Annotated in this window: 13 protein-coding genes and 2 pseudogenes; 9 read left to right on the forward strand and 6 right to left on the reverse strand. The window is 42.5% G+C overall.

Going from position 1 to position 25,464, the window contains the following annotated elements; translation table 11 throughout:
• Positions 1-474 precede the first annotated feature (474 nt).
• From AB4482_RS09125 to AB4482_RS09145, 5 genes and pseudogenes are all read left to right on the forward strand, one after another.
• Positions 475-1,044, forward strand: a complete 570-nt coding sequence (locus AB4482_RS09125; protein WP_016799065.1) for a hypothetical protein — start codon at positions 475-477, stop codon at positions 1,042-1,044.
• A gap of 583 nt (positions 1,045-1,627) precedes the next feature.
• Positions 1,628-3,162, forward strand: a protein-coding gene (locus AB4482_RS09130; RefSeq protein WP_372180818.1) for an IS3 family transposase whose coding sequence is annotated in 2 segments (ribosomal slippage) — positions 1,628-2,081 and positions 2,081-3,162 — 1,536 coding nt in all. Because the reading frame shifts where the segments join, the coding sequence is not laid out codon by codon here.
• 348 nt (positions 3,163-3,510) lie between these two features.
• Positions 3,511-4,824 (forward strand): type VI secretion system ImpA family N-terminal domain-containing protein, encoded by a 1,314-nt coding sequence (locus AB4482_RS09135; protein ID WP_102429258.1) that lies wholly within the window; start codon positions 3,511-3,513, stop codon positions 4,822-4,824.
• Between the two features lie 61 nt (positions 4,825-4,885).
• Positions 4,886-8,278, forward strand: coding sequence for a type VI secretion system membrane subunit TssM (gene tssM, locus AB4482_RS09140; RefSeq protein WP_372153452.1), 3,393 nt, complete (start codon positions 4,886-4,888; stop codon positions 8,276-8,278).
• Between the two features lie 54 nt (positions 8,279-8,332).
• Positions 8,333-8,542: pseudogene (locus tag AB4482_RS09145) on the forward strand (Lrp/AsnC family transcriptional regulator); the annotation flags it as partial.
• A 292-nt stretch (positions 8,543-8,834) separates the two neighbouring features.
• Here AB4482_RS09145 and AB4482_RS09150 read toward each other — a convergent pair.
• The 4 genes from AB4482_RS09150 to AB4482_RS09165 all read right to left on the reverse strand — a co-directional run bounded on the left by AB4482_RS09150 (position 8,835) and on the right by AB4482_RS09165 (position 11,511).
• Positions 8,835-9,404, reverse strand: a complete 570-nt coding sequence (locus AB4482_RS09150; protein WP_017098631.1) for a PIN domain-containing protein — start codon at positions 9,402-9,404, stop codon at positions 8,835-8,837.
• The gene (locus AB4482_RS09155) at positions 9,404-9,856 is read right to left on the reverse strand and encodes a helix-turn-helix domain-containing protein (RefSeq protein WP_048667525.1); all 453 of its coding nucleotides are present in this window, start codon (positions 9,854-9,856) and stop codon (positions 9,404-9,406) included. The genes AB4482_RS09150 and AB4482_RS09155 overlap by 1 nt, the downstream gene beginning before the upstream one ends.
• A gap of 383 nt (positions 9,857-10,239) precedes the next feature.
• Positions 10,240-10,878 (reverse strand): hypothetical protein, encoded by a 639-nt coding sequence (locus AB4482_RS09160; protein ID WP_017101949.1) that lies wholly within the window; start codon positions 10,876-10,878, stop codon positions 10,240-10,242.
• A 375-nt stretch (positions 10,879-11,253) separates the two neighbouring features.
• The gene (locus tag AB4482_RS09165; RefSeq protein WP_016800114.1) at positions 11,254-11,511 is read right to left on the reverse strand and encodes a helix-turn-helix domain-containing protein; all 258 of its coding nucleotides are present in this window, start codon (positions 11,509-11,511) and stop codon (positions 11,254-11,256) included.
• Positions 11,512-12,071: 560 nt separating this feature from the next.
• Between AB4482_RS09165 and traD the strand changes: the two genes are divergently transcribed.
• Both traD and AB4482_RS09175 read left to right on the forward strand, forming a co-directional pair.
• Positions 12,072-14,171 (forward strand): type IV conjugative transfer system coupling protein TraD, encoded by a 2,100-nt coding sequence (gene traD, locus AB4482_RS09170; protein ID WP_102561054.1) that lies wholly within the window; start codon positions 12,072-12,074, stop codon positions 14,169-14,171.
• 192 nt (positions 14,172-14,363) lie between these two features.
• Positions 14,364-16,622 (forward strand): endo-beta-N-acetylglucosaminidase, encoded by a 2,259-nt coding sequence (locus AB4482_RS09175; protein ID WP_102428832.1) that lies wholly within the window; start codon positions 14,364-14,366, stop codon positions 16,620-16,622.
• Positions 16,623-16,761: 139 nt separating this feature from the next.
• Here AB4482_RS09175 and tnpA read toward each other — a convergent pair.
• Positions 16,762-16,964 (reverse strand): annotated as a pseudogene (tnpA, locus tag AB4482_RS09180) (IS200/IS605 family transposase); the annotation flags it as partial.
• A gap of 404 nt (positions 16,965-17,368) precedes the next feature.
• On the opposite strand from tnpA, the gene AB4482_RS09185 reads away from it, so the two are divergent.
• Together AB4482_RS09185 and traI are read left to right on the forward strand one after the other, a co-directional pair.
• Positions 17,369-18,892, forward strand: a complete 1,524-nt coding sequence (locus AB4482_RS09185) for a hypothetical protein (RefSeq protein WP_102533714.1) — start codon at positions 17,369-17,371, stop codon at positions 18,890-18,892.
• 72 nt (positions 18,893-18,964) lie between these two features.
• Positions 18,965-24,742, forward strand: a complete 5,778-nt coding sequence (traI, locus tag AB4482_RS09190; RefSeq protein WP_372107103.1) for a conjugative transfer relaxase/helicase TraI — start codon at positions 18,965-18,967, stop codon at positions 24,740-24,742.
• A gap of 17 nt (positions 24,743-24,759) precedes the next feature.
• Here traI and AB4482_RS09195 read toward each other — a convergent pair whose 3' ends face one another.
• On the reverse strand, positions 24,760-25,119 hold the full coding sequence (locus AB4482_RS09195; RefSeq protein ID WP_016800120.1) for a hypothetical protein: 360 nt from the start codon (positions 25,117-25,119) through the stop codon (positions 24,760-24,762).
• Positions 25,120-25,464: the final 345 nt, after the last annotated feature.

Raw genomic sequence — 25,464 nt, forward strand, 5'->3', positions numbered from 1 at the left:
CTGATTTGATCAACAACGCCGTTCTTAGTTCAAAGCAACTCGATGACTTTTGCTCTACAAACCGATCTTAAAGCGTCACAAACTTACAAGGCGTTATGGAAGCATACCGCCTTGATCAAGTGTCTAAAATCTTCGCTAAGAGCGTTTGAGGTGGTCTGAGGGCTGTTTCTGATAGCAAACTCGCACATTTACCAAATAGTAATAATAAACACCGATTTTTGTGAGGTTGTGTTGCAACAATTTTAAAGCCGTCCTCCGCAATCTAAAACTTGCGTCAATAAGAATTAGCAATTTCGCAGTAAAACCTCGCCCGATGAGGATGATCACAGGGATATTAAGTGTTCTTTACTATAAGGATAAGGAGCGCCATTTTATAAACTAAATAGCGGCCTTGCCCCTGGTTGAATGCTGTTTTTATATACAGTATATTTGGCTGGTTTTTATTCCCGATTTATACGTTTAACGGAGCAAAATATGAGTAACACAGGTGAAGATCTAATTTTAGCTATAGAGAATAATTCAAAACTGATGCAATTGAGTAATTGCCCATCTGTACCAGTTGAATTTAGTCGTGCTGTTTACGGTTCTGTTCAGAACGATTCTGGCAATGGTTCTGTTATTGAAAATAAAGGAAATATGCAGAGTCAAATAAATACGGCTCTTGCTTTTTCCGGAGCAAACTCAGAAACAGAAGTGTGGCATTTTTTAATGGGGTCAGCTGTTCACCATTTTGTAGTTGTTCCATGGTATAAACAATCAGCGCCTCAAGGTGTTGTATACACTATTTTTATGGCTTATGAAGATAAGTACAAAGTAGATAATTATGTAAATAAGAAAAGTCCAGCTCCTACAGGGACTAAAGGTTATAAAAAGGTTTGGACAACTAGCGATTTGAGTAATATGTTTTCTGAGTTACTAACAAGTAGCGATGCTTGGGAAAGTTACTTTGGAAATGTTGGAAAAAATCAAGCAACTAAAATTACTTATTGGAAGTACAAAACAACAACTTTATCTTCTGCTATCACTAATGTTAATAATTATTAACGTACCCCAAATTAGCGTTGAGGTATGATGGTTTTTTGATCAATTAGCGTTCATGCTAAACCCTGTTATTTATGGCAAGGTAAGCATAGCGTGAGCTTGAAAAGCTCATTATTTCGGTATCCGTGGAAGCCTCCTCCTTTCCATTACGTTGGCTCTTAATACGTTATGGCGCGTAGAGAGGGGGAGGTAGTTTCACAGTAGTATTTAACGTTGCTGAATACACATTTACCATAACGACACTTAGTGCGAACCCAGATTTAGATGCAAAAAAAACCTCCCAATCGGGAGGCTTTTTCTTAGAGAGTGTCATGAAAGCTAATCTTTACTGCATTATGAGTATAGATCAGGTTTTAGATGTGTGTGATTTTGCCTTAATTTAATTTAACGGCACTTAGTGCGCACCTAACCCAATACTTTTGCTAGCGCGATGCTACTCACCGCACTAGCACTTCACAAGTAAATTTGCCATACCTGTAGTTATTGATGGTTTTCTAATTTAGAAAAGGCACTGGCAAGGTTTCCCTATCTGGCAGGGTAGTTGTCACTGTTAAAATTTAACCAGTTTGGGCGATAAAGAGTAATTGTGTCTCGTATCTCAGTAGAAAGAAAAGAAGCTATCTTGAAGAAGCTATTACCTCCCTATTCGATGTCAGTGAAAGAAGTGTCGGAAGAGGAAGGAATTAGCACTGCGACCCTGTATCATTGGCGCCAGCAACTCAGAGGTTCAGGAGCCGCCGTGCCAAATAGCAACACTTCATCAGAGCAGTGGTCTGCTCAAACTAAACTCGCCATTGTTGCCGAGACTTACTCGATGACCGAAAGTGAACTCAGCCAATATTGTCGTGAAAAAGGTCTTTTCCCTGAACAAATCCAAAGTTGGCGCAGCGAATGTATGCAAGGGTTTAAGTCGAGTAAAGAGCAGGAAGCTGAAGCAAAGAAGCAGGCTAAAGCTGACAAACTTGAAATCAAAGATTTGAAGAAAGATTTACGACTCAAAGAAAAAGCACTCGCTGAAACGGCCGCCCTCTTGGTACTAAGAAAAAAGCTGAGAGCCTTTTACGGGGAAGAGCCAGAGGACGACTAACCTCAACCGATGAAAGGCAGACCATAGTGACTCTAATCCTTGAAGCGAAGCAATGCGGATGCCGTTTACAGCTAGCTTGCCATGAAGTTCAAATTGACTTGAGAACCTATCGTCGCTGGTATCAGCAAGGAGAAGTTCAAGCTGACAAAAGGCCAATATGCATCAGACCTGAGCCTGCTAACAAGCTGTCTCAGGAAGAGCGTGATGCGATTGTCGAGGTGTGTAACCGCTCTGAGTTCGCAAGCTTGCCTCCAACTCAAATCGTCCCGACACTGCTTGATAGAGGTGAGTATATCTCCTCTGAGTCGAGCTACTATCGAGTACTGAGTACGCAGGGGCAACTTCACAAGCGAGGTCGTCAGCGGAGCAGACAGAAGCAAGCGAAGCCAACCAGTTACACAGCGACGGACTCAAACCAAGTCTATACGTGGGATATCACTTACTTACCTTCAAAGGTTCGAGGCCAACACTATTACCTGTATGTCATTGAGGACATCTACAGTCGAAAAATTGTTGGTTATGAAGTGTATGAGCATGAATGCGGTGAGCTAGCGTCACAACTTCTGCAACGAACGTTGATGCGAGAGCAGTGCTTCAATCAAGCACTGGTTCTTCACTCAGATAATGGTGCGCCGATGAAGTCGTTGACGTTCAAAGCAAAAATGGAAGAGTTAGGTATTACTTCATCGTATAGTCGCCCAAGAGTCAGTGATGATAACCCGTCTGTTGAGTCATTGTTCCGCACGGTAAAGTACATGCCAAGCTGGCCAACAAAGGGCTTTGAAACAATCGACAGTAGTCGAAGTTGGGTTGAAGCCTTCGTACGCTGGTACAACACGGAGCACAAGCACAGTAAGCTGAATTATGTCACGCCTTCAGAGCGTCACAATGGAAAAGATAAAGAGATCTTGAAGCGCCGAGCGGAGGTACTACTCGCTGCAAAAGAGCTAAACCCTGAACGCTGGCCTGGTGATATCAGAAACTGTGAACCTGTTGGTGACGTTCACCTAAATCCAGAAAGAGAAGCTGCTTAATAAGTAAGCAAATGATGACAACTACCTTGAAAAACACCGTTATTAATCAATAAAGAACCACACGTAGGAATAGTTAGATTCATATTATTTCTCCCCAAAAAGACCATAAATGTGACTTTCATCACTGAAATTTTATAAAGCCTAGTCGTAAATTGTTAAATTTTTGATCTTTTTGTGAATAACGTCACATAGTGCTGAAATTAAGAACTTTTCAAATCTTTTAACATTCAAATTATTCTGTTTGACTATAGAATCCTTGAAAAATATAAATAAAAAACAAGCGAGGCTAAATTTATTAGTTATCGCTAAATTTCGATTTCGTTATATATACAGTTGGATATCAAGATTATGTTCTCCTCAGATTTCACAAGACGGCCTATTGACGAAGAAAAGCCTAGCGGAACTAACCCAAACGCATTAGATGATTTTACAGAGATAAAACGTCAAATTAATAACCTTAATAAGGTGACAGGGAGAGTCTCTTGGAAAAAGGTTCAGTCTCTTTCAAAAACGATACTTTCGAAAAACAGCAAAGATTTCCGTTGTAGTTGCTACTTTACTGTCGCAGCAACACATAATGATGGCTTAAAAGGTTTAGCTGAAGGACTCAGTTCTATTCTGGACTTATGCGTCGTTTATTGGTTTACCGCATATCCAGAAGTTACAAAATCAAACGCAAGGATTGGAGCGATAGACTGGATGGTTGAACACACAGAAAAACGAATAAAGTCGATTAAAACAAACCCCGACGACGTACTGCTGATCGAAACTTGCCATCGCTTATGTATGAGAATTGAAGAAGAACTAAGACTACATTACGGTATAAAAGCACCTTCATTAGGTGGGGTACGTCGAATCTTAAAGCAATGGGTTGATGAACATAAAGAGACCGAAGCAAACCTGCGCGAAGCAGAGAATCAACGAAAGTACCGAGCTCCAGAAGAAAATAAACAACCAACACCAGTGGCTCAACCATCAACCATTAAAATTGATGTGTCAAATAAGCAATCTGCAACAACATCGAAAGTCGACGATAAAACACCCTCTAATTATTTAGTCGTCTACCTGTTAGCCGGATTTCTTGCTTTAGCATTGTCCTCTCACTTCTTTTATAAGCAATACCAACTAAAAGATCTGACTAAACAAATCATCACATCTGATATCTCACAACTTAATGAAATAGCACATTCATTAAGATATGAATATGCTCCTATTTCTCAAGATGTTAGACCTAATGTCGTAAACCAATTAGACACACTAATGAAAGGTTGGGTTGCCGATCCAATCAAAGTGTATCAGATCGATATTTTAGACCGATTGACGCTTGATTTGACCAAGCTGTATCCGGACTCGTCTTCTATTCTACGATTACGCCAAGAGTTCACCAATGAACAAGAAAAGTTAAACACAGATTACGCCCAACTTCACCGACGCTTTTCTAACGCCAGGACTGTATTTGCGAATGTAATTAGAGGAAGTGAAAGTAAAAAGACAGCACGAGCTTATGAGTACAGTAACTCTCTTTTTCCATTGATTGGCCGCATTGAATATGCAGAAAAAGAACAACAACAAAAAGAACTACAGAAATCTCTTCGGATACTGAACGTCTATTTACACAAAATAAAAACCTTAGAATCAGATCTGTCAGCAAATAAACCGTAAAACTCATAAAACCGTCTTAAGACTCGGTATTACAACAAACTCAAAACAACGAAATAGGCTTATGTTAAAACACAAACTAATGAGGAACCCTGTTGTTATATCAACGGCCATTTTCCTCTTTCTTGCTGCTACGATCGCTGCAATCTATATCCTTTGGCTAGATATAACAGACAAGTTTTACCTATGGATTGCTTTAGGTGCTATAACAATTTTCTATTCGTTGTTTCAGGTAACGTTGTGGCTAAAAAAGAAAAACAACACTAAAGCCCTAATGCTGGAAACAGAAGAAGAAGCATTAGCCATGGTCATCCGTCCGCTTCTTTCTGGTTCCAATAAAAAGCCAATCTATTTAATGATTGGCAATAAATACGCGGGTCGAACTCAGTTTCTACTTAACTCCAGTGCAATCAAGCCAATGGATCAGACTCGTACTGCAAAGAATGATTTTTTCGAATGGTATGAGTCAGACTCCGCCGTGTATATCAAACCGGATCAACGCCTATTGTTTCAAGAAGTATCAAGTAACGATAGCGCTCTGTGGAACACATTTGTAGATGAGGTCATTAAACACAAGCCTAGAAAGCCATTTTCTGGTTGCTTGTTTTTTATCGATTTTGAATTTCTAATTGTCTCTGAAACCGAACAAATCGATTACACGTTAACCGCGCTTAACCATCGATTAGAATCAGTAAGTGAAAAAACATCTTCAGCGATCCCTTTATATTTAATGATGTCTAAGCTCGACAAGCTAGAAGGATTTAAGGAATACATACACTTTAGTTCTTTAAAGACCTCGGTTGAATTTCTATCAATTCCATTAAAGGAAGCTAAAGGTGTATTTGTTGAGTACTACCATGATAGCTTCCGTAATTTAGTAAAAGTAATGGAGAGCAATGCGTTAGATTCGTCGTCTCACTCTAATGAAGTTAACGAGAAGCAAGCCATATTAGCATTCCCTAAACAATTCGAATTGTGTCAGTCTGAAATTGCTTCTGTGATAGAACGACTTTCAGAACTCAATACTGGGTCTTATTCTCTTGATATCCGTGAAGTGTTTTTTATATCGAATATCCAAGGTGGTAGAAAATACAACCTATTAGCTAAGAGTTGCAGCAACTACTTTAACTTGCCGATCATTGCGTCGGAACATACTCAGTTAACAGAAACGCCCTATTTTACGCGTTTCTTAATGGACTCTCAGATCCTGCCTGAATCTGATTTCGCAGGTGAAAACAAGACTTACCTTAGGATGATCCAGAGGCAGAGCCGTCTAGCCGTTGCAGCTTCCATTATTTTACTAGGTAGTGGTGCTTACCTGTTTTCAACGACTTTAGATGACAACCTGAGAGTGATTAGTCAGCTTATTGGTATAGATGATTCACAATCGTCTTACCCAAAAGGCAATTCTTTTGAAAGTTCTCTTTCAAGTGCGATCCAAACTGTACAACCATCTTATCAAGCATGGCTTAGTGGCTCACAAGCGCTAGATAATGAACTTGTGAATATGAATGTAAGTCGTCTCGATGAAAGTACGAAAATCGCTTATAACGCCCTCATAATGCAAATTAGAAACCACTTAATGCCAGTAATTGAGCAAGGTTATCGTTTGCAACTAACACAAAATCAAGACAACGTTAATAATGCACTGCCTTTACTAAAAGGTTACTTAATGTTGAATGATCCTACAAAACGCGAGATAAAATTTCTACGTCAGCAAACGATGTCAACGCTCCAAAAACTCAGTGATCAACCAGACACGATCACGACAGTGATGAAATATTTGGACGCATATTTCCGCACTGATTTTGAACCTGTATCGATCAACATGAATATGGTGCGTGCGACAAGACGTTCTCTACTCTCTAGTTCAAATGTAGATCTTGTGTACGCCAGCTTGTTACAACAAGCAGGTGACATTGATTTAGGCACTTTGAATTTACAGCGAGCAGTCGGTTTCGACTTTAATAATGTCTTCAACGACAACTTGGATCCTCAACGATTAGAAATCGATAAAGTTTACACATCTACAGGCTTCAGTACGTTTTACCGCCCTCGCGTCGATTTAATGTCGCAACAAGTCATCACCGACAACTGGGTATTGGGTTTGTCAAACCACGTAATCCCAACAGACAAAGAACAAGAGACATTCAAGAAGCAAGTAAGAAAAAAATATACGGATGACTACATCAGTTATTGGCGAAATGCTTTAAGCGAACTAAAAGTAAAGCGTTATAACAATATAGGGGAGATTACTAACGCCATTGATCTGATCTCTGGTCCCTCTTCTCCTATGACAACCGTTCTAAAACAAGTTTATACAAACACTCAGTTTTCCCCGGTTGGACAACAGAATGCATTAATGGCCCAGGTTAACCCTAAACTTGCTGGTGCCGTAAATGCAGCACCAGAACTCGTTGAAGAACTTGTTCAACCTGACTACTTGTTGATGAAAAGAGTTGAACAAGCTTTCCACATCTTGAATCAATTACAAATTAACGAAACCCCTAACTCCCCTACACCATGGGATGAAACGATAACTGCACTGAGCAGAGTTCGTACGTATATGAAAGATATAGCAGACGCACCGGCCCCTCAAATGGCAGCGTTGTCTGCAGCACAACACCGGATGAGTAGTACGGATGCCGATCCTCTGATTCGTTTAAAACAAATTGCACAAAAATCTCCTGAGCCAGTAAGAAGTTGGCTTTTAGACGTAGTTAACCAGAGCTGGTCCGTGATGATTTCTGAATCATCAAAAGGAATACAGACTCTTTGGTATAGTGAGATCTATTCTAAGTTCAAAGAGTTAGGTTTAGGAAGGTACCCTTTTGATCTAAGTGCAACAGAAGAAATTTCGATCGAAGACTTTGAGCTGCTTTTCGCATCGGGAGGCTTGCTTGATGCATTTATCGATAAAAATTTCGCTCCTTTTTATGACACAAACCTATGGACGCCAAAACAAGTAGAAGGTGAAATTATGCCTCTCTCACCAGAACTACTTGTTCAGTTAAGAAATTACAATGTCATCAGAGATACACTAATCAACAAGAGTACAAACCGTTTGTACCTTCCATTTAGTGCGAAGGTACTTGATCTGGATTCGAGTGCGATCAGAGCAAGCTTAAAAATAGCGGACTCAAATATCAACTATTACCATGGTCCCAGCAGAATTCGTGAACTTGAGTGGCCTCCTCAAAATGGAGATTTCAATATCAGTATAACAATTCAAGATGTAACAGACGAAGGTAAACAACATGTACTGAGCAAGAATGGTCAATGGGCTATCTATCGGTTATTTGGTGACTCAACGTTAACAAATACCCATAACGGTAGCTTCGTGAGTGATATAAAAGTATCAGGCAGAGATCTGAGCTTGCGAATCACTCCTTTGACTCAGAAAAACCCGTTTACGTTAGCGGAGCTGTATAACTTCACTCTACCCGAAGCCATATAGTAAAAATACAAATACAAATACAAATACAATAATAATTCAGAAAAGGCAGAACACATGATGTCCAACATTAGTTTACAAGGCTTAGACAAACTAGATCGTAAAATTCTTTCGAATCTACTCTCCAATGGGCGAGAATCGATTGCTAATCTTTCTCGCAACATCGGCTTGTCGCGAACAGCAGTCGCTGAACGCATCAACAGACTTGAAAAAACCGGTATTATCAAAGGGTATACGGCACAAATAAGAGTAGAAAATGACGGGAGAAACACCGGTTTTGTCCAAAACCTTCACAGGCTGAATTTTTACCTATGGCACTTTCTAACTCGAAAGTGCCCTTTTCTGCGTTAACGTAATTACTCAGTAGCAGATCACGCTACTGAAATCACCGTACTTTTTCTTATATGCCAAAAGTGTTAAAAAGATAAGAGAACATCGAATGATGCTCTCTTAAATATCGGGGAGAGTACAGCTAAATAGTAAACACATTTCAGACGCGAATGAGTGTATACAAAAAGGCCGCAATCAGCGGCCTAGTTTAAAATCTACTAATTCAAAGTTAAAGCATCAATTTGAAGCTCTTTAAGTGTGAGATGAAGCTTGGGAGTCTCTGCTTTTGTAAGCAAGCTAAGAACTCATCTTGGCTCATTGGTGGCCTTTTTAATGAAGCTCTTTGTTGCTGAGCAGCCTTAACGCATGCGCTACTGTCCAATTCGAACATATCGCACAGGAACTCGTCTGGATGTATTGCTGTTAGACCTAAAGGCTCGAGTTCGCAAGAAGGAAAGTCTTTTAGGTTGAACGTAATGATAGACTCAGCCTGACCTTTAATGGCGGCAGCTACAACATGTCTATCATCAACATCGGGTAAAGTAAGGCCATCAATTAAAGACTCATACCCTTCAATCAAGCAGTCTGGAACATTTGCGTTCATTAACTGTCGAGTTCTTTGCAGTTGTTCTGCATTTAGCTCTGGCCTATTTTTCAGTAGATTTCGAGTCCATTCATCATGTATCTGTTCTGTCCATCGCGCTCTAAACAGGCCAGTATTGGCCAAGTACATTAGGTAGCTTCGGAGTGGAGCTGGGTACATTACACATGCGTCTAGAATTACCGTATATGACGCCATTAATATCCCATATCCATTTCTTGGTCTAATGCAGATAGTTCAGCAAGAGCAGCTAGTCTGTTCTCTTCTAGGCAGTTCTTGTACTCCATAAGATCAGTATAAGCTACCTTTCTACGGTTGCCAGTACGGCTAAACGGAATATCACCTGAATCAAGAAGCTTAATGAAAGTAGGACGAGACATGTTTAGCATATCAGCACCTTCTTGCGTTGTGAGTTCCGCATGAATAGGTGTGATGCTAACAGAGTTGCCTTGACCTAATTGAGTAAGCATCTCGATCATCATATTTAATGCGCTTGCTGGAATAGTTACTTCGTGAGTCTTACCAGACTTATCGACAACGTTAATCCTTTGAGCTTCACCATTAATTTCTATAACGGCTGACAACTCTTGGCTACCAAGCTTAGCCAGTGCCATTTCTTCAGCGCTTGGCAATTTTGTAGCAGTATTCATCGTGTTTCTCTCTAGTTTTTAGTTTCTGATGTCATGGTATACAAATCTTCTCACCATGACATTATCCGAAATATTCGAAAAAAGTCAACATTCGAAATATTCGAAAGAAAGAGAGTGTCACATTATCGTTGGACTTAGTGCTCATAGGCGGCCTAGTTCAAGGTCTATCAACGCATGCTTAACTATCTTTAATCATAGTACTTCAATATGTAGTGTATGAGAGGAATTGGTCAGCCAGATGTAGGCTAGCTGAATGATTATAATATTAGAAGTAATTCGAAAGGTCAGAGTGTTCTATGATTCATAACTCGGAATTGTCCGAAGATTAGTTTCAGTTATATCTGTCATGTTAAAGCATGCGGCAATCGTTTACGCCTCGTTATTCATTCGTAACTTGCCATCTTTCTTGTTGTGCCTGTGAAGTTGTCTGATACTTCGATACGTTTCATTTCGATGTTCATGGTGGGTTCGATTTTTTTAAGACGTGCTATATCACTGGCGATTCGTTTACAGCCTAAAAACAAGATGCCATCGAGTGGTGTTATGACATCTCCAGCCTTGAGGCAATCAACGAGGGAGGTGGCAGAGAGTGGTGTTTTTGTCCCAGCAACGTAGCGGGTTGCCACAAACTCATTCGTATAGTGGATTTCTCTTGGTAACATTTGTTCGCTTTTGGCGTAAATCATTCCGCTTTGTTTACCATTAATAACTCGATGCTCTTTATACACTCGTGTTTCCTCGCCTATGGTGGCCATAGCTTGTGGTGCGCGTGTGATGAATAAGCGAAAAGGTAGATCTTCACTTGTGATGTAATCGACAAGGTTAAACGCTAATCTTGCTCTCGCGATCTCTCCGAGTGGTTTGTCACGACAGATTTGTAGAACCTGATCCCATTGGCTGGTCAGTCGAGTGCTTTCTTTATCGCTTCTAACTTTAACCTTGAGAATATCGTAGTGAATTATCTTTTCCATGGTTAATTTGGCCTTCCGTTTTGCTTGCTTCGTTAAATTCCAACCTAACATTATTTTTTTATAACAAATTAAAGCAGTTATCCACAAAGTTGGGGCGTAACCTGTCTAAAACCTTCGTCGGTTGAGTTTATGCTCATGGTACCAAATAGATCGAAATCACCTAAAAATGCCGATAATTGTTTTCAAATTGAAGTAAAAAGCGCCAATTATAAAACTTATCGCGACACTAAGAGGCGGGTATATTCGTTGACTTCTAAAAGAGCCCAATGATGGTTACTTTGCAATTGGAGTAGATTACCGCCAGTGCTCCTTGAAGCGAAAATTAGAGCAACTGCCATTGATTTCTTGAGAGGTCATGGGGGTTGGTTAATCTCTGCACCCTCGTTAGGGTACCAATAGGCGGATACCTACTTATAAGCTCTCATCCTATCCAAATTCACGAGTTGTGATCTGATTTAACTTTTTGGTGAAATTACCTCTGTTAATCCCTAAAACCCTAGCAGCCTTAGACTGATTACCGCGCGTATGAGTTATCAACTCAGTAAACAATATTTCAAACACAGCAGGAGTCACCCAAGACATATCAGGGCTAACTGATTGTTTATCAAACCATGTCGGTTCCAGTTCTGCTCGGATAAGTTTTTTTAAATGGTCTTTGTTGATTGGGGTTAGTTGGTCATTCATAGAAGTTGAAGGTCATTAAGGAACTTTATCATTCTGACAAATTTACCATGAAATCGCCTTGAAATCAGCCGACGCGGGAAAATACGAATACGATGGATAACTGTCCAGCGCAATAAGCAACGAGGACATTTTTAATCATAAGCTCAAAGCCATTCGTTTCTAAAAACACTCGACCAATCCCTGTCCGGTGATGCCCATCATCAACATAAAGCTCACCATCTCTATTACACAGAGACCAATTTCGCTTTTCTTCTTAAAAAGAGTAATCAGGATTGCTTTGAAGGTTTCGAGCATAACGCTGACCACATTCGAGACCGTGAGGATTATCAGCGCAAGGAAATAAACCACCCAAGTTTTGCCAGCATGTCGGGGCTCTAGACCCCCACCCCGTCGGAGAGGTGAACATCCGTGACTTACCTTCGGCATGCGTAAATTTTTTTCATATCAGAGCCCTACACCGCAATACCATTAGCCAACAACCGTTCAATTGTTGGCCAGCTCATCTGCATACGCAGGTAATTACCTAAAAAAGCACTGCATTTCACTCTCAAGGAACCACGATGCCTAGACCTAAACGCGCGTCCGGCAACCACTTTACCCGTGGCGGACAAATTACTTTTCACTCCATTCGGATGTTCTTTCAAGTCAACAATACCTTAGTCTACGCCGCCATTTGGTCGGTGATAGCGCTCACTGGCGTTCTTACCTGGCTACGCGCGCCCGATAACGCCTTTTGGTCTGTGTTCTACTACTGGCGCAATCATATCTATGCCAGCTTTGGGCACAATCTTAACAGCGAAGTCACGACGTTCTGGAGTGGAAAACGCTACGTTGGCACGCTCGCCTCCCAACTGGAAAATACCCAACTCATCAGCCTTTATGATGACGTCATTCGCCAAGCACAAATCAACTTCTTAATTGCCATCTGTATTGCCTTCGCTATTTTGATGCTCGCCATGAGTTTCTTTAAACGACAAGGCGAAAAGCAAAGTGAAGATTTCCACGTTCGAGGCTTTCAATACGCAGAACCCAAAGTGCTCACAAATGATTTGAAAAAACGGGCAAAGAAACTCAAAAGACAGGGTGTAGGCAACGGACGGATTTCTGATTTCAAAGTGGATGGGCTGGCCTTGTTTAAGCGTGAGTTTGAAGTTCAGCATATGCTCATCGACGGCACCACAGGGGCAGGTAAATCCGTCATGCTTCGTAAACTCCTGCGCTGGATACGTAAACGTGGGGATAAAGCCATTATTTATGATAAAGGCTGCACCTTTACCAGTAAGTTCTTTGACCCTAGCCAAGATACCTTACTCAACCCCTTCGATGAACGCTGCGCCAATTGGGATGTCTGGTGTGATGCTAAGGATGCCCCTGATTTTGAAAACATTGCGAACGCGCTTATCCCGCAACATGGTGAAGGTGATCCGTTCTGGGTTGATTCCGCACGGACTATCTTTTCTAGTGCGGCGTATCGCATGAGTAAAGATAATAAGCCCTGCTCGACCGCTCGATTGCTCAGCCTAATTTTAACCTCAGAGCTCGAAGCGTTGGGTAACTTCCTGCAAGGCACAGAGTCTGCTTCCCTAGTCTCCAAGGACATCAAAAAGACCGCCATCTCGATTAAGTCCGTTTTGGCCACTTACATTAAGAGTCTGCGCTTTTTAGATGGACTGGATGAAAAAGACGGTCAAGGTCAACCCAAACGCAAGCCGTTTTCCATCACCGCTTGGGTACAAGATGATAAACAAAAAGGCTTTTTATTCTTATCCAGTAACGCGCAGCAACACGCTTCACTGCGTCCTTTAATTTCAACTTGGCTTGCCATTGCCTCTAACGCTATTTTGGGACTCAAAGCCGATGAAGACCGCCGTATCTGGGTGATTATGGATGAGATGCCTAGTCTGCATAAACTGCCTGAGCTGGATAACATCATTTCAGAAGTGCGTAAGTTTGGGGGCTGTTATGTGATTGGTCTCCAGTCTTATGCGCAGCTCGTGAAAACCTACGGAAAAAATACCGCGGACGTTATTTTTGATTTACTCAACTCTCGCTTTTACTTTCGCGCCCCATCAGCGCAGATGGCGCAAATCTCATCCAAAGATTTGGGTGAGCAAGAGGTGGACGTCTCAAGAGAGAACATTTCTTACGGTGCAAATGCGTTGCGTGATGGGGTATCGATTGGTCACCAAACCGTCACCCGCCCTGTTGTCTCTAGCAGTGAAATCCAAGCCATGGATGATTTACAATGTTACCTTCGCGTACCAGGAAGCAGCTTTATCACTCAATTAGAGTTGCACTTTGATAAGATGCGAGATGTGACACCAGCCTTTATCAAACGTGAACACACCCTATCTCCAGCGATGATTAAAGCATACCAAGAAGCCGTTTACTGTGAGTGTGTTGCTCCAGGGCTTTTCCTTAGTGAAGAAGAGCGTAATGCTCTCTCAACCCGCCAATCAGAGCAATTTGACACTGCAGAAGAGATGAAGCTCGAGACAGCCCAAATCAAAGAAGCCACGCAAAGCAAAACGGTCAAAAATCTTGTCAATGATGATGCAGAAAATCTCAAATCAGACGGTCACTATCAAAAGCGCGCTCAACAAGATCTCGAAGAGTCGGCGATATCTCAAGATATCGGGATGGACGATATATCTGAATGATGAAAGGGAAAATAGCTAAATATTACCATGAGATGATAGAAGAGCAATTTATATAAATAATGAATAATTTAATATATAAGATTATTTTTAAGGCGTCTACTAAATAGGGGTAATTATATTTTCTATAAATCATAAACCACCTTAAATCTAACCTCAGTCAGAGTACAGGGTAAATTATAGAGAGGTCTTTATATGGAAAAGCAAAGAGAACGACGTCAATGGGGAACTTGGATAAAGAGTGTTTTCATCTTTTTTATCGGAGGGTTAATTTTTAGTTCACAAACCTATGCCCAAGGGAAAAAAACCTACACTTGGTTTATCAATAAGCCAAATAATGCAACCTCGTCAGCTCCTTCCTTGAAGGATCTAACTGTAAATGACATCTTGAGTGATGAAGATTACTTGAGTAAAAATACGAAAGAAAGACAGACTGGTATTCTCGTTGATGGGGTTATTCAACCTTGGGTTTATCATTGGGCTAGAATAGAAGATCGTCTAGATCCAGATACTGCCTTAAACAAGCTAAATCATCGTTATACCGCCCTAGTCCGTCCTAGGGCTACATTAGAAAGAATTCCTGACGCTATCACTAGCCCTGACCGTGTTCGATTTGATTATTGGGATTATCTTGAAGGAATGGTCTTTTGGGGAGGAAGCTCTCAAGAAGGCACAATTTTAGCCCCTGACCCTCAATGGATTGAAGAAGCTCATGTGAAAGGAGTCAAGATTTATGGCAGCGTCTTTTTGCCTAGTCTCTCCCATGGAGGAAATTTTCAAGATTGTCGAGATTTAGGGACAGTCAGTTTGATGACAAAGCTCATTGAATTGGCTGACGGACTGAATTTTGAAGGATGGTTTTTAAATGTTGAAAGTTTTTCTGGGGAGCAACAGCGAGAAACCTGTATTAATCAAATTGATTCAGCGCTAAGTGACAGTAGGATTACTACATTACAACAAGAAAAAAATATAGAATTTATAAAATATATTGGTTCAGAGGGCTATAGTGGTTGGATATCAGACGCCGATATTACTCCAAATGGCTTTATAGAACCAAGAATGAAAGCATCTCCTCATAGTAATGAAGTCGATTATTATCTCATTAGTGAATATGGTGCAGAAGCTTTAAACGAGATCAGAAATCCTGCTAAGTTCAATTCAAATAAGCAATATCTTATGTTTCCCAATGCTTCTTATTGGGGGCAGTTAGATCAGACAACTAAGTATACTATAAAAGTAGGTGCCCGAAACAATGCGGAACAAGTCGCCAAGCAATATTGGGAAGGAATGTTGGGTAACGATGAGCGTAAAGAATCAGAGGAGTATAATTGGAATGGTGTTTCTCAATATACTAAGAAGCGGAGTACAGATGCCCAGCTAGAACGTTTTCCTGTTCTTGCCTATCAGGATATTAATTTTCAAGGATCCTTGACCCATCTTAATTACGGAAGGTCTTCTGCTGAAGAGATAAATGCTATAGGAGAGATTTCGTCGATTAAGGTAGGGCCAAAAAGTTACGTTCGCTTATGTAAAAGTACTGATTATTCAAATTGTTTGACTGTATGGGGGCTGGATCTTGATTTTGTGGGCGAAGAAATGAACGATTCTATTGTCCATCTTGAGGTTGGTCCGCTTGAACTATACCCAGAAAATGTTGTTTTCTATACTGATCAGTACTTTCAAGGCCAAAAGTTGACTCTTGATCGAACTAACGCATTCTATGATACAACTGACATTTACGACAGGGCATTCTATCGATCAATTTCATCTTTGGTTGTGCCTCCAGGGAAAAAAGTACTCCTTTGTAATACAAGGACGGAAGACAGTTGTCAATTTCCCTATACTGGTACGGTAAAACTCGTAGCTGCCTCTGACAATGACGTCACACGTGGGGTTAAGATAATTGACCAACCGCAATTAACTTTAGCGACACTCTTTGCTCATCGAGACCAACAGCCTCCATTGTTTGAAATGCTCCAGCTTAACCATGTTTACAATGCTTCAGAGCTAGGGGATGTAGGTATTACTAGTTCTTCTCTTAGGTTGCACGATAAACAATATCAAGTGAAAGCTTGCCTTCAATCTAACCTAGGGGGCACATGTGATATCTACTATGCTGATAGTAATTATTTTGGTGATTTAAGAAATGACTCTTATCGCTCTTTTGTTATTGAAAAGCGTGATTTGAATAATGTTATAGGCCTCGCTTACATGGACCTTCAGTTACATGGACCTCAATATCCTTTGCTGACAGGGACGAATGAGAACTTCCCTGATATTTTTAGGGGAGGGATCTCTTCAATAAAGCTGCTCCTACCCGGCTATGAGTTTTCTTATTGCCTTACCGATAATCAACAAAATTTGGAATGTACTGGTTATAGGAGCAATGATTCTCTTGGTTTATCATCTGATTATGATGATAACAGAACCTTATCTATACGTATTCGTGAATAATTTTTTTAGGGTCAAGAAGGACTTTAAATTGAAATTTAAGGGATCCCAATAAGGTTAGCAATTTCGCCTTATATCCTCGCTCGATCGGGCGGGGATATAAGGCGTCAGTCGCGATAGCGGCTTAATCTGGTGTTAGGTGTTATTGGCTTTCTACATATGCTTTAAGAGTTTCTATTGTTGCCCCTCCTGCTGTACAAGCAAAGTAATATCGCGACCATAAGCAGCGCTTTTGCTTTGCCTTGTTAGGTGGGTATCCTGCAATCTAAGCATTCTTGATGATATGGATTTGAGGTTATTCACCATCACGCTAATTGACAACTTTGGCGGATATGATAACAAGACTAATAGGGAAAATTTGCAGAATGGAACGATCAAAACACTGCATTTTAATAACTTAAATTTCCAACGCTAGTACTACTTGGAGAGCCTCACCCACTCTTGCCTCACGTTGTTTCCCTCAATGGAGAGCACCAATGAAACCAAGATTCCGACACAAACGTCAACACAGTGCGCGATTAAAAAACTAAAACACCCACCATGATATGTCCCCTGAAAAACAACCCGAATCACTCTTTGTTCTCGATATGCTCGACGGCAACGACTGGTGACCCCTTGTACTCACTAATCCAGCTTACGCAACATAGAGGTTACACCCTAGAGCCTTATCATCACGATTAATCACTCAACCCCCGTCCCAAGCCTTGCCATTGCAAGGCTTTTTTACGTTCATTTATCAAGGAATTACCATGTCAAGTAAGACCATCTTGAATTCTGACCATTTACCGATATTAAAAAAACAATTACACACTATTCTCAATCAACTTACCGATGCTGAAATTATTTCAAACAGCCCAATTAAAAAAAACACATGGTTATCGATTTGTGCTCAAGCGATAGGTTATAGCGACTGGGACGACTTAAAAGCGCAGACAGTAACGCACCACGTCTCAGCCCATAACATTGTATTTAACCAAGTGTCCATTATCCCTTTTATTCAGAGCGTGAGGGTAAGTCTAGGAGAGCACATCGACAACATTGAAGGATTTGCCTGTGTCATTCTAAGGAACTTAACTCCCGAAGAGCGAAACGCCATGAACGGCAAGGAAGGTGATCTTCCACCCTTACCCAAAGCCCCGACGTCCTATACATTAGAACTAGGTCCCAATACTGTTTATGCTTCCGACCTTTTAGATTGGCTCTGGCCTACCACCAAAAATCACCAAGTGGCCCCTATAAATAATCACTATTTAGAGCACGTGAAAGAAAAGCGAATTAACTTGAGTAAGCCACAAGTAAAAAAGCGCTCATTAGATGTTTACCCGCGCTCTGGCATGTTAGTAAGGGACATCTTAGGACAACTGGTTTCAGAGGGGTATCTAGAATTCAACGACACGCAAACATGCGTATCTTTTACACAAAAAGGTTTCAATTATTTAAATGGAAAAATGACCAACGAATATGACTCTGAATGGAAAGGATGGTTTAAGGCGTTTGTAGCTCATATCAAAAAAATCCCATACCGATACATCAAAATAGATTGGACACCCTATATCTATTTATATTCACGTGGAATGTCCCCCATTGAGGCGGCAAAAAATCTTGAATGGTCAGAATGCTACACTCAAGCGCACTCTGAGATCCGCTCCGCTCTTAAACACCAACTCAACATCAACTTACCTCTGTATCCCAAAGAACGATACCTGCAATTTACGCCCAGAATATTTCTGACACCTGAGCTTACCAGCAACAAGGTAACAGACATTCATTTTGAATTTATAGGACCCGACTGGGCTAAACCAAACGGCAATCCAAAAACAAAGCGCTTTTGGCCAAACAAACGCTACGTGTCTGTTTATTTAGATACCTCCCCCAAAAGTCGAGGTTGGTATGCCGTCATTCCCGATGAGGTTGATTGCTTTCAAGTGAGCTACAAATGGACAAGCCGGTCCCATTCTTTTTCAAGCGTCACCCATCATATGACTTACCAGTTAGAGCCAAATATAGAGTGTGCTCAAGATTGGCTGTATGGCAATGAGTGCATGAAGCATTCTGATTCTTCGAAACCAGCAATGGCCGCCGATGAATATAGCTTTAACCGTCTAGAATGCCTGACTCATGGCAAGCATTTAACCAAGGAAGAAATAATAGCGTTAGACCGATTTAAAGCGGGCATTACGTCCATTCACATTGATGAAAATGGCGTCACCATTCACGAAGAAAGAACGTTAACCGCTAGCAATTCATTTGCTTGTGTTGGGATCATTTTGTAACCGCAGTAACAGCACCCACCACTCAATTCATCGCCATCATTGGTGATTGGCATTACACAAGGGAACACCGTCATGCTTTCTATCAGCCCTCTTAAATCCGCTTCTGGCGCTGCAAAGTACTACCTAAGCGAAGAAACCCCCAAAGACCTACCTGACGTCTCTTTAGAAAAAGATGCCGGTGATAACTATTACCTCAAAGAAAAAGACCAAGAAGAAAACACCTTCTGGCATGGCAAGCTGGCCATCGAAGCGGGACTGGCTGGCAAACCCGTAGAGCAAGCCACCTTAGAATCGGTCCTCTCAGGCAGTCTTGGTGATGAAACTATTAAAGGGAAAAGGGGGAAACACAAATCAGGCTTCGACCTGACGTTTTCTGCGCCTAAATCCATCAGTGTTCTCGCGCTTATTGGCGGGGACACCCGCCTAATAGAAGCGCATAACAACGCAGTGAAGTTCGCCTTAACAGAGCTTGAAAAAGACGTTGCACAAGTCAAAGTCACTCATAAGAAAGGCGTTCAAGAATACGAAAATACGGATTCGATGATATTTGCGGTCGTGCGCCACAAGACCAGCCGTGAAAACGACATGCAAGTGCACTCGCACGCTCTCGCAGCTAACATGACTCGAGACCAAGAAGGGGATTTACGCGCTTTATCAACCAGCTTAAAACAAAAAGGGGGCGTCATTAACGGCACAGGCGAGCGCATCTACAACTTCCAAAAATACTACGGTATCTTGTACCAGAGCCAATTAGCTAAGGAGGCAGAAACCCTCGGTTATTCCACGCGAGGCGTCGGCAACGGTCAGTTCGAAATCAGCGGTGTCCCTCAGCCTATTCTTGATGCATCGTCCACTCGCAAACAGCAAATTGATCAACGCACACTCGATTTAGGCTTTGACTCTCGCGCCGCGCGAGATGTCGCGACCCTCGACACTCGTAAAAGCAAAACCCACCAGAGTAACGACAACCTCAACAAACAGTGGCAAAGCACCGTAAAAGACCAAGGGTATGAACCCGCAGAGCTTGTCACCATGGCGCAACAAGTAAAAGAAGCGCAAAACACCCCACCACTTGGTGAAACCAAAGCCGCCATCAGCAGAGCCATTGACCATCTAGGGCAATACAGCACCGCGTTACACCTTGAAAAAATCATTGAACTCACCGCCTCAGAGTTCACCAAAGGCGGCGTGCAACTCAACGCCCTTGATATCAAAAAAGTCGCGGATGAAATGATTAAGCAGGGCGACTTGATAGGACTCAGTCACAAAGGGCAATACACCACCAAAGGCTTAATTGATAACGAACAAGCGCTTATCGACAGCACCCAAGGTCGTGCGCATCACATGCGCACCCACGTTGAATCCAGCACGCTCAACAAGCTCGCTATCTCTGAAAACCAGCAGCGTATACTGACCGACCTGTACCACTCCACCAAACAGTTCCACGTGGTCAATGTGCATGGCTCATCACAAGATATTGCGCAGCAACTACTCAATGTAGGTAATCACAGCGGTAAACGTGTCCAATTGGTCTCCCAAAGCGTGAAAGCCAAGGCTGATAGCATGGAGAGCGTACAGCGCAAAAGTCAAACACTCAGCGCTTGGGTTGGTCAGCTCTTTTCAGAAGAGCAGCGCCACACCACCCACAGCTTATTGCAAAGCGATACGCCGCTGACCAATAAAGATGTCTTGCTCATCGATGACGCCAATAAGATGAGCGCCAATGAATTGTTGGCCCTCACCGATAAAGCCAAACAATCGAGCAGTAAAGTGGTGATGCTTAACCGCGTATCAAGCCGTCAGGGATTTAAAGCCAATAACGCTATCTCGCTGTATCAAAAAGGCAATGTGGAGAGTCATTCTTGGGTTGGCAAGCGAGCCAGCAACACCAACGTAAAACTGCATGACAATGATACCGATAGGATAGCGCGGGTGTACGCCGACCTCCCCGATAAAGCCAACACGCAAGTGATTGCCACTTCCAGCGTCGAGCAGCGGCGGTTAACCGAAGCGATACGGGGCCAGCTCAAAAATACCGGCGCCCTCGCCAGACACGAAACCACCCTATTCACTCAAACCCCTCACCACCTCTCTAAAGCGCAACAACCCCTCGTTCAACACTACAAACCAGGCATGACACTCACCCATTGGGAGAAAAACAAACCTCAGAGTTTTGTCATCGCCAGTATCGACAAAGAGAGCAACACCATGACCGCACTCAGCAAACGCGATGGACAATCACACACCTTTGACCCGTCCAGTCGCGCCTTTAAGCACATGAAGATGCAAATCAATAAACCGCAAAGTCTCAATATCGCCCAAGGCGAACGCCTTCAAACGCTAGGCAAACACTTCCCTGCTGGCTTGGACGCGAACCAAAGCTACCTTGTCACTCACATTGACAAAGAAAGCCTCACGCTTGAGAGCAAAGGGGAAACGCAGCGCGTCAACTTAGAGAGCCTAAAAGACGCGCCGCTGCAATACGACTACGTTCATAGCGCCCACCATATTGAGCCAAAAGCCCATACTTTACTGTCAGGCAAAGCATTTACCCTATCTAAGCCCCTGATAAGCGACCTGACTGAAAAAATAGAGCGCCTTGATATCTTCACCGACAAACCAGACAAAGCCCAAAGCGCACTTGAAAAAGAGCAGGTCTCCCCGTCAGCCATTGAGCGTGTACTGCAGACGCAAAACGTCAACGACCGCTACCTAAACGACGCCACCCAAGATTTGCTAAAGCAGGATGTCAGTCAGGCACTGTCAGCACTAGCCAAAGCGCAAAACGCCCCACTCATCGAAAAAGCGGTCAGCTTTGCCCTGAACCACCTCTCAGAGCGAGAAGCGGCTTTTAGCCAAAAAGCCTTAGTAGTGGAAGCGGTGCGTTACGCCTTTGAAGAAGCCGGAGGCTCTATTACCAAAGAGCAGGTTGAAACAGAGCTGAATAAACGCAGCAACACCCTCTCTGCAGAGTACAGTGACGGCACACGCTGGACGACGCAAGCCGCGCTGGAGACTGAAAAGCGCATCTTACAAAACATCGATGATGGTAAAGGCCAACATCAACCTTTTGCAACGCCTAAGCAGGTGCAAGACTTTTTCGATACCAAGCCTCGCTTAACCCAAGGGCAAAAGGACGCCATCACCCTTATCTCAACCACCAAGGACAGCTTTGTGGCCATCCAAGGGTTAGCCGGTACAGGTAAGTCCACCATGCTTGAATCCAATATTGAACTTATCCAGTTAGTCAAAGAAGCCAGCCAGCAGCCAGAGCAAAGCGTCATCGGTCTTGCGCCCACTCACGCAGCGGTAGCAGAGCTCGAAAGCAAAGGCGTGAAAGCGCAAACCCTGGAAAGCTTGCTCTCTGACATCCGACAAGGCAATCGAGAAGCCAGTGACTATCAACACACCTTGTTCTTTCTCGATGAAAGCTCCATGGTCAGCAACAAGCAAGCCGATGAGTTCACAAAGCTGGTCAATGACAGTCAGTCCAAAACAGCCAAATTGGGCGATAAAGAGCAGCTTTTATCACTCAGTGCCGGTAAACCCTTTGAGCTGGCCATAAGCCAAGGCCGCATCGATACCGCTTACATGACCGATATGGTACGTCCACAAAATGACACCCTGCACAATGCACAGCAAAACACCATTGATAAACAGCCACTCAGCGCCCTAGATAAACTCCAGCAGCAAGCCCCTGATACTCAAAGCAACAGTCAACATGTCATTTCCACGTTGGATGAAAACGACAAAGACCGACGCAGAGCGCAGCTCACCGCCACAGAGAAGCTGCCCTACATGGTCGCCAAAGACTATTTAGAGCGCACCCCCGAAACGCGAGACAACACACTGATTATCGCGTACACCAACCAGGAGCGAGACACCATCACCGAACACATCCGTGTCGGTTTGATGAAACAGAGTGAGTTAGGCAAAGAGAACGTCGTCGCAACCCGGCTACGCTCAATCGGCGCCACGGGTGAAGAGCTCACTACCATGATGCCGTATCAAAAAGGCTTGATATTGAGCACCAGACCCGGTGAGTACGCGACAATCACTCACGTTGACTCAGAGCATGGCGTGGTGACACTTCAAGACGCAGCGACAGGTAAGACTAGGCCATTCTTACCGCGCAACCGTGACCACCGCTTCACCACCCTGTTCTCTACGTCAGAAAAACCACTCTCAACGGGCGATAAAATCATCACCCGTTTTACCGATAAAGAGCGCAGTATCAAAGCCAACGTGGAGTACCGCATCACGCAAGCGACTACAGACCGTGTTATCGCTCAATCTAAGACAGGACAAACACTCAACCTTAACCCTAATGCGCTTAAAGACGGGCACTGGGACTACGCTTACAGTCGAACCGCAGACATGGCGCAAGGGTCCACCTATCAACACGTCATTAGCGCGATACAAAGCAAAGGCGCACTGACCAACTTAAGACGCGCCGGTATCGATGTGACTCGTGCCAGTCAGCACATTCGGCTCTATACCGACAACACAAAACAATTGGTCAAAAGCTGGCTTTCTAAAGAGAGCCATAAAGCCAGTGCGATAGAAACCCTCAACCAAATTCCACCCAAAGACACCACCTACTTTAACCGTAATGCACTCCCTCATGAGGACGTCCGGTTCCAAAATAAAAGCGGTGACTTTGACTACAACACATTTAGGGAGCACATCAATACGCAGCTACCAAAATACACCGAAAGCCTCGCCATTCAGTTATTAGGCCAGCCGAATCAATCCAAATCAGACCGGGATTATTTAACCTTTGGTATTGGAAAATCGGCCATTAAAGTCACCTTAACTGGAGAGCATCGCGGGTATTTCAAAGACTACACCACAGGCGAAAAAGGCGCATTGATTAACCTAATCATGAGTCATAAGGAAATGAATTATAAAGCCGCGATGAATGAAGCGCACAAGATGATCAACGAACCGGAAAAATATCAACTGGAGGAAAACAGTAAACACGACAAATTACTGAGCACCACCCCAAGGCATATTGCGCAGTTTGAAGAACGGGCTAAGGATTATATCAATCAAAGCTTACCGATGGATAACACACTGGCCCAAACGTACTTAAACAAGCTCGGTGTCAATAACATTGAAAACAACCATGTAAAATTCCACCCGGCGGTCTATTCATCCGAAGATAGATCCCTTCACCCTGCAATGCTAACCAACATCCACAATAAAGAAGGCGAAACCAAAGCCATTGAAGTGACCTATTTAGACACTCAAGGAAATAAAGATACCTCCCTAGACATTAACCCAAGAACCCTAGGGACGAAATCCAAACAATTAACAAGATTCCATCAAGGGGAGAATTTAAACACCACCATCATCAGCACATCGATTGAACAATCGTTTCTAATTCGAGACCAAACCCAAGGACAGATTGATATTATTAACCTCAATCATAAGAACGACATTCAAAACATCTCTACCGATGAACTAAGACAGAACATCATTATTGTATTAAATCATGGCAATCACGATTTAAACCCGAACAACATTGAAAAAATCGTCGAGAACTTTAATGGCCGAGACATCCAATTCATGTCAAATGATAACCTTAAAGAGGACATCAAATCGTGCATTGATAAACTAGAGCGAGATAACAGTGCACATAACCTTGAATTAAGTGAGCCGCACACGTCTCATCAGGAGAGGGAATTAGACACCTTCAACTATAATGAGAAAACAGAACTCGACAGCCAATCATTCGACCACTTTGAGCCAAAAGAATATTCACCTCAACAAGAGATGGAATTTAATCAATCAGAGAAAGAGAGACATTGGGAAGACAGAGAAATCGACAGAGAGTTAGAGCGATAATAAGAGGGTAGCTGCTGCTACCCTTTTTTTTCGCCTGCAAGATAAGCATCCACTTTTTTATCCACATCAGCGGAAACCAAATTACGCATTTCTACTGCATCTTTTTTATTTTCATGGAACGCGACACCATCAAAACTTTGTGTGTGGGTTAAATTACCCGTCCCTTGGATCATCCTGATCCGTCGATACATCTCTTCCATCAACTCGCGGTTAGACGGCCGCTCATCTTCCTTATCGTTCAGTTTGATCCTCAATGCCAGCGTGAGAAGTTGCCTGACGGCTTCCGCATCACCTAACTTTTCTCTGTCTCTGAACACCTTAAAATCTTGCTCCAATTCACCCCGAATGTAACTCTGTACAGAAAAAGCTTTCGCCATAATCCCACCATCCTTTCTTAGATTTCCCTCTAAACAACACTTTACCTACATTACAATTAAATCACATGCTTGCAAAAAAGCTCACTATTTATCATTAAAAACATCGAGTTAATTGCTAATAAATCACTAGTACATCACTTCCACTTTAAACAAGCTCTCAGACCTTTCTCGAAAAGGGATTAAGTACAATTGATGCATTTATGATGTAAATCTACATTGGATTTCAGCGGCTAATTAGTTGAAATTTTGAAAATTTCCCCCCCAAAATATTCACTCTTCTATTTATATCATAAGTTATTGATTGTATTGTCTTTATGTTTAAAGCAGACAACCATTTAAATCGTT

It is taken from the genome of Vibrio sp. 10N.222.55.C7, from assembly GCF_041473335.1.
In the GTDB taxonomy this organism is placed as follows: domain Bacteria; phylum Pseudomonadota; class Gammaproteobacteria; order Enterobacterales; family Vibrionaceae; genus Vibrio; species Vibrio crassostreae_C.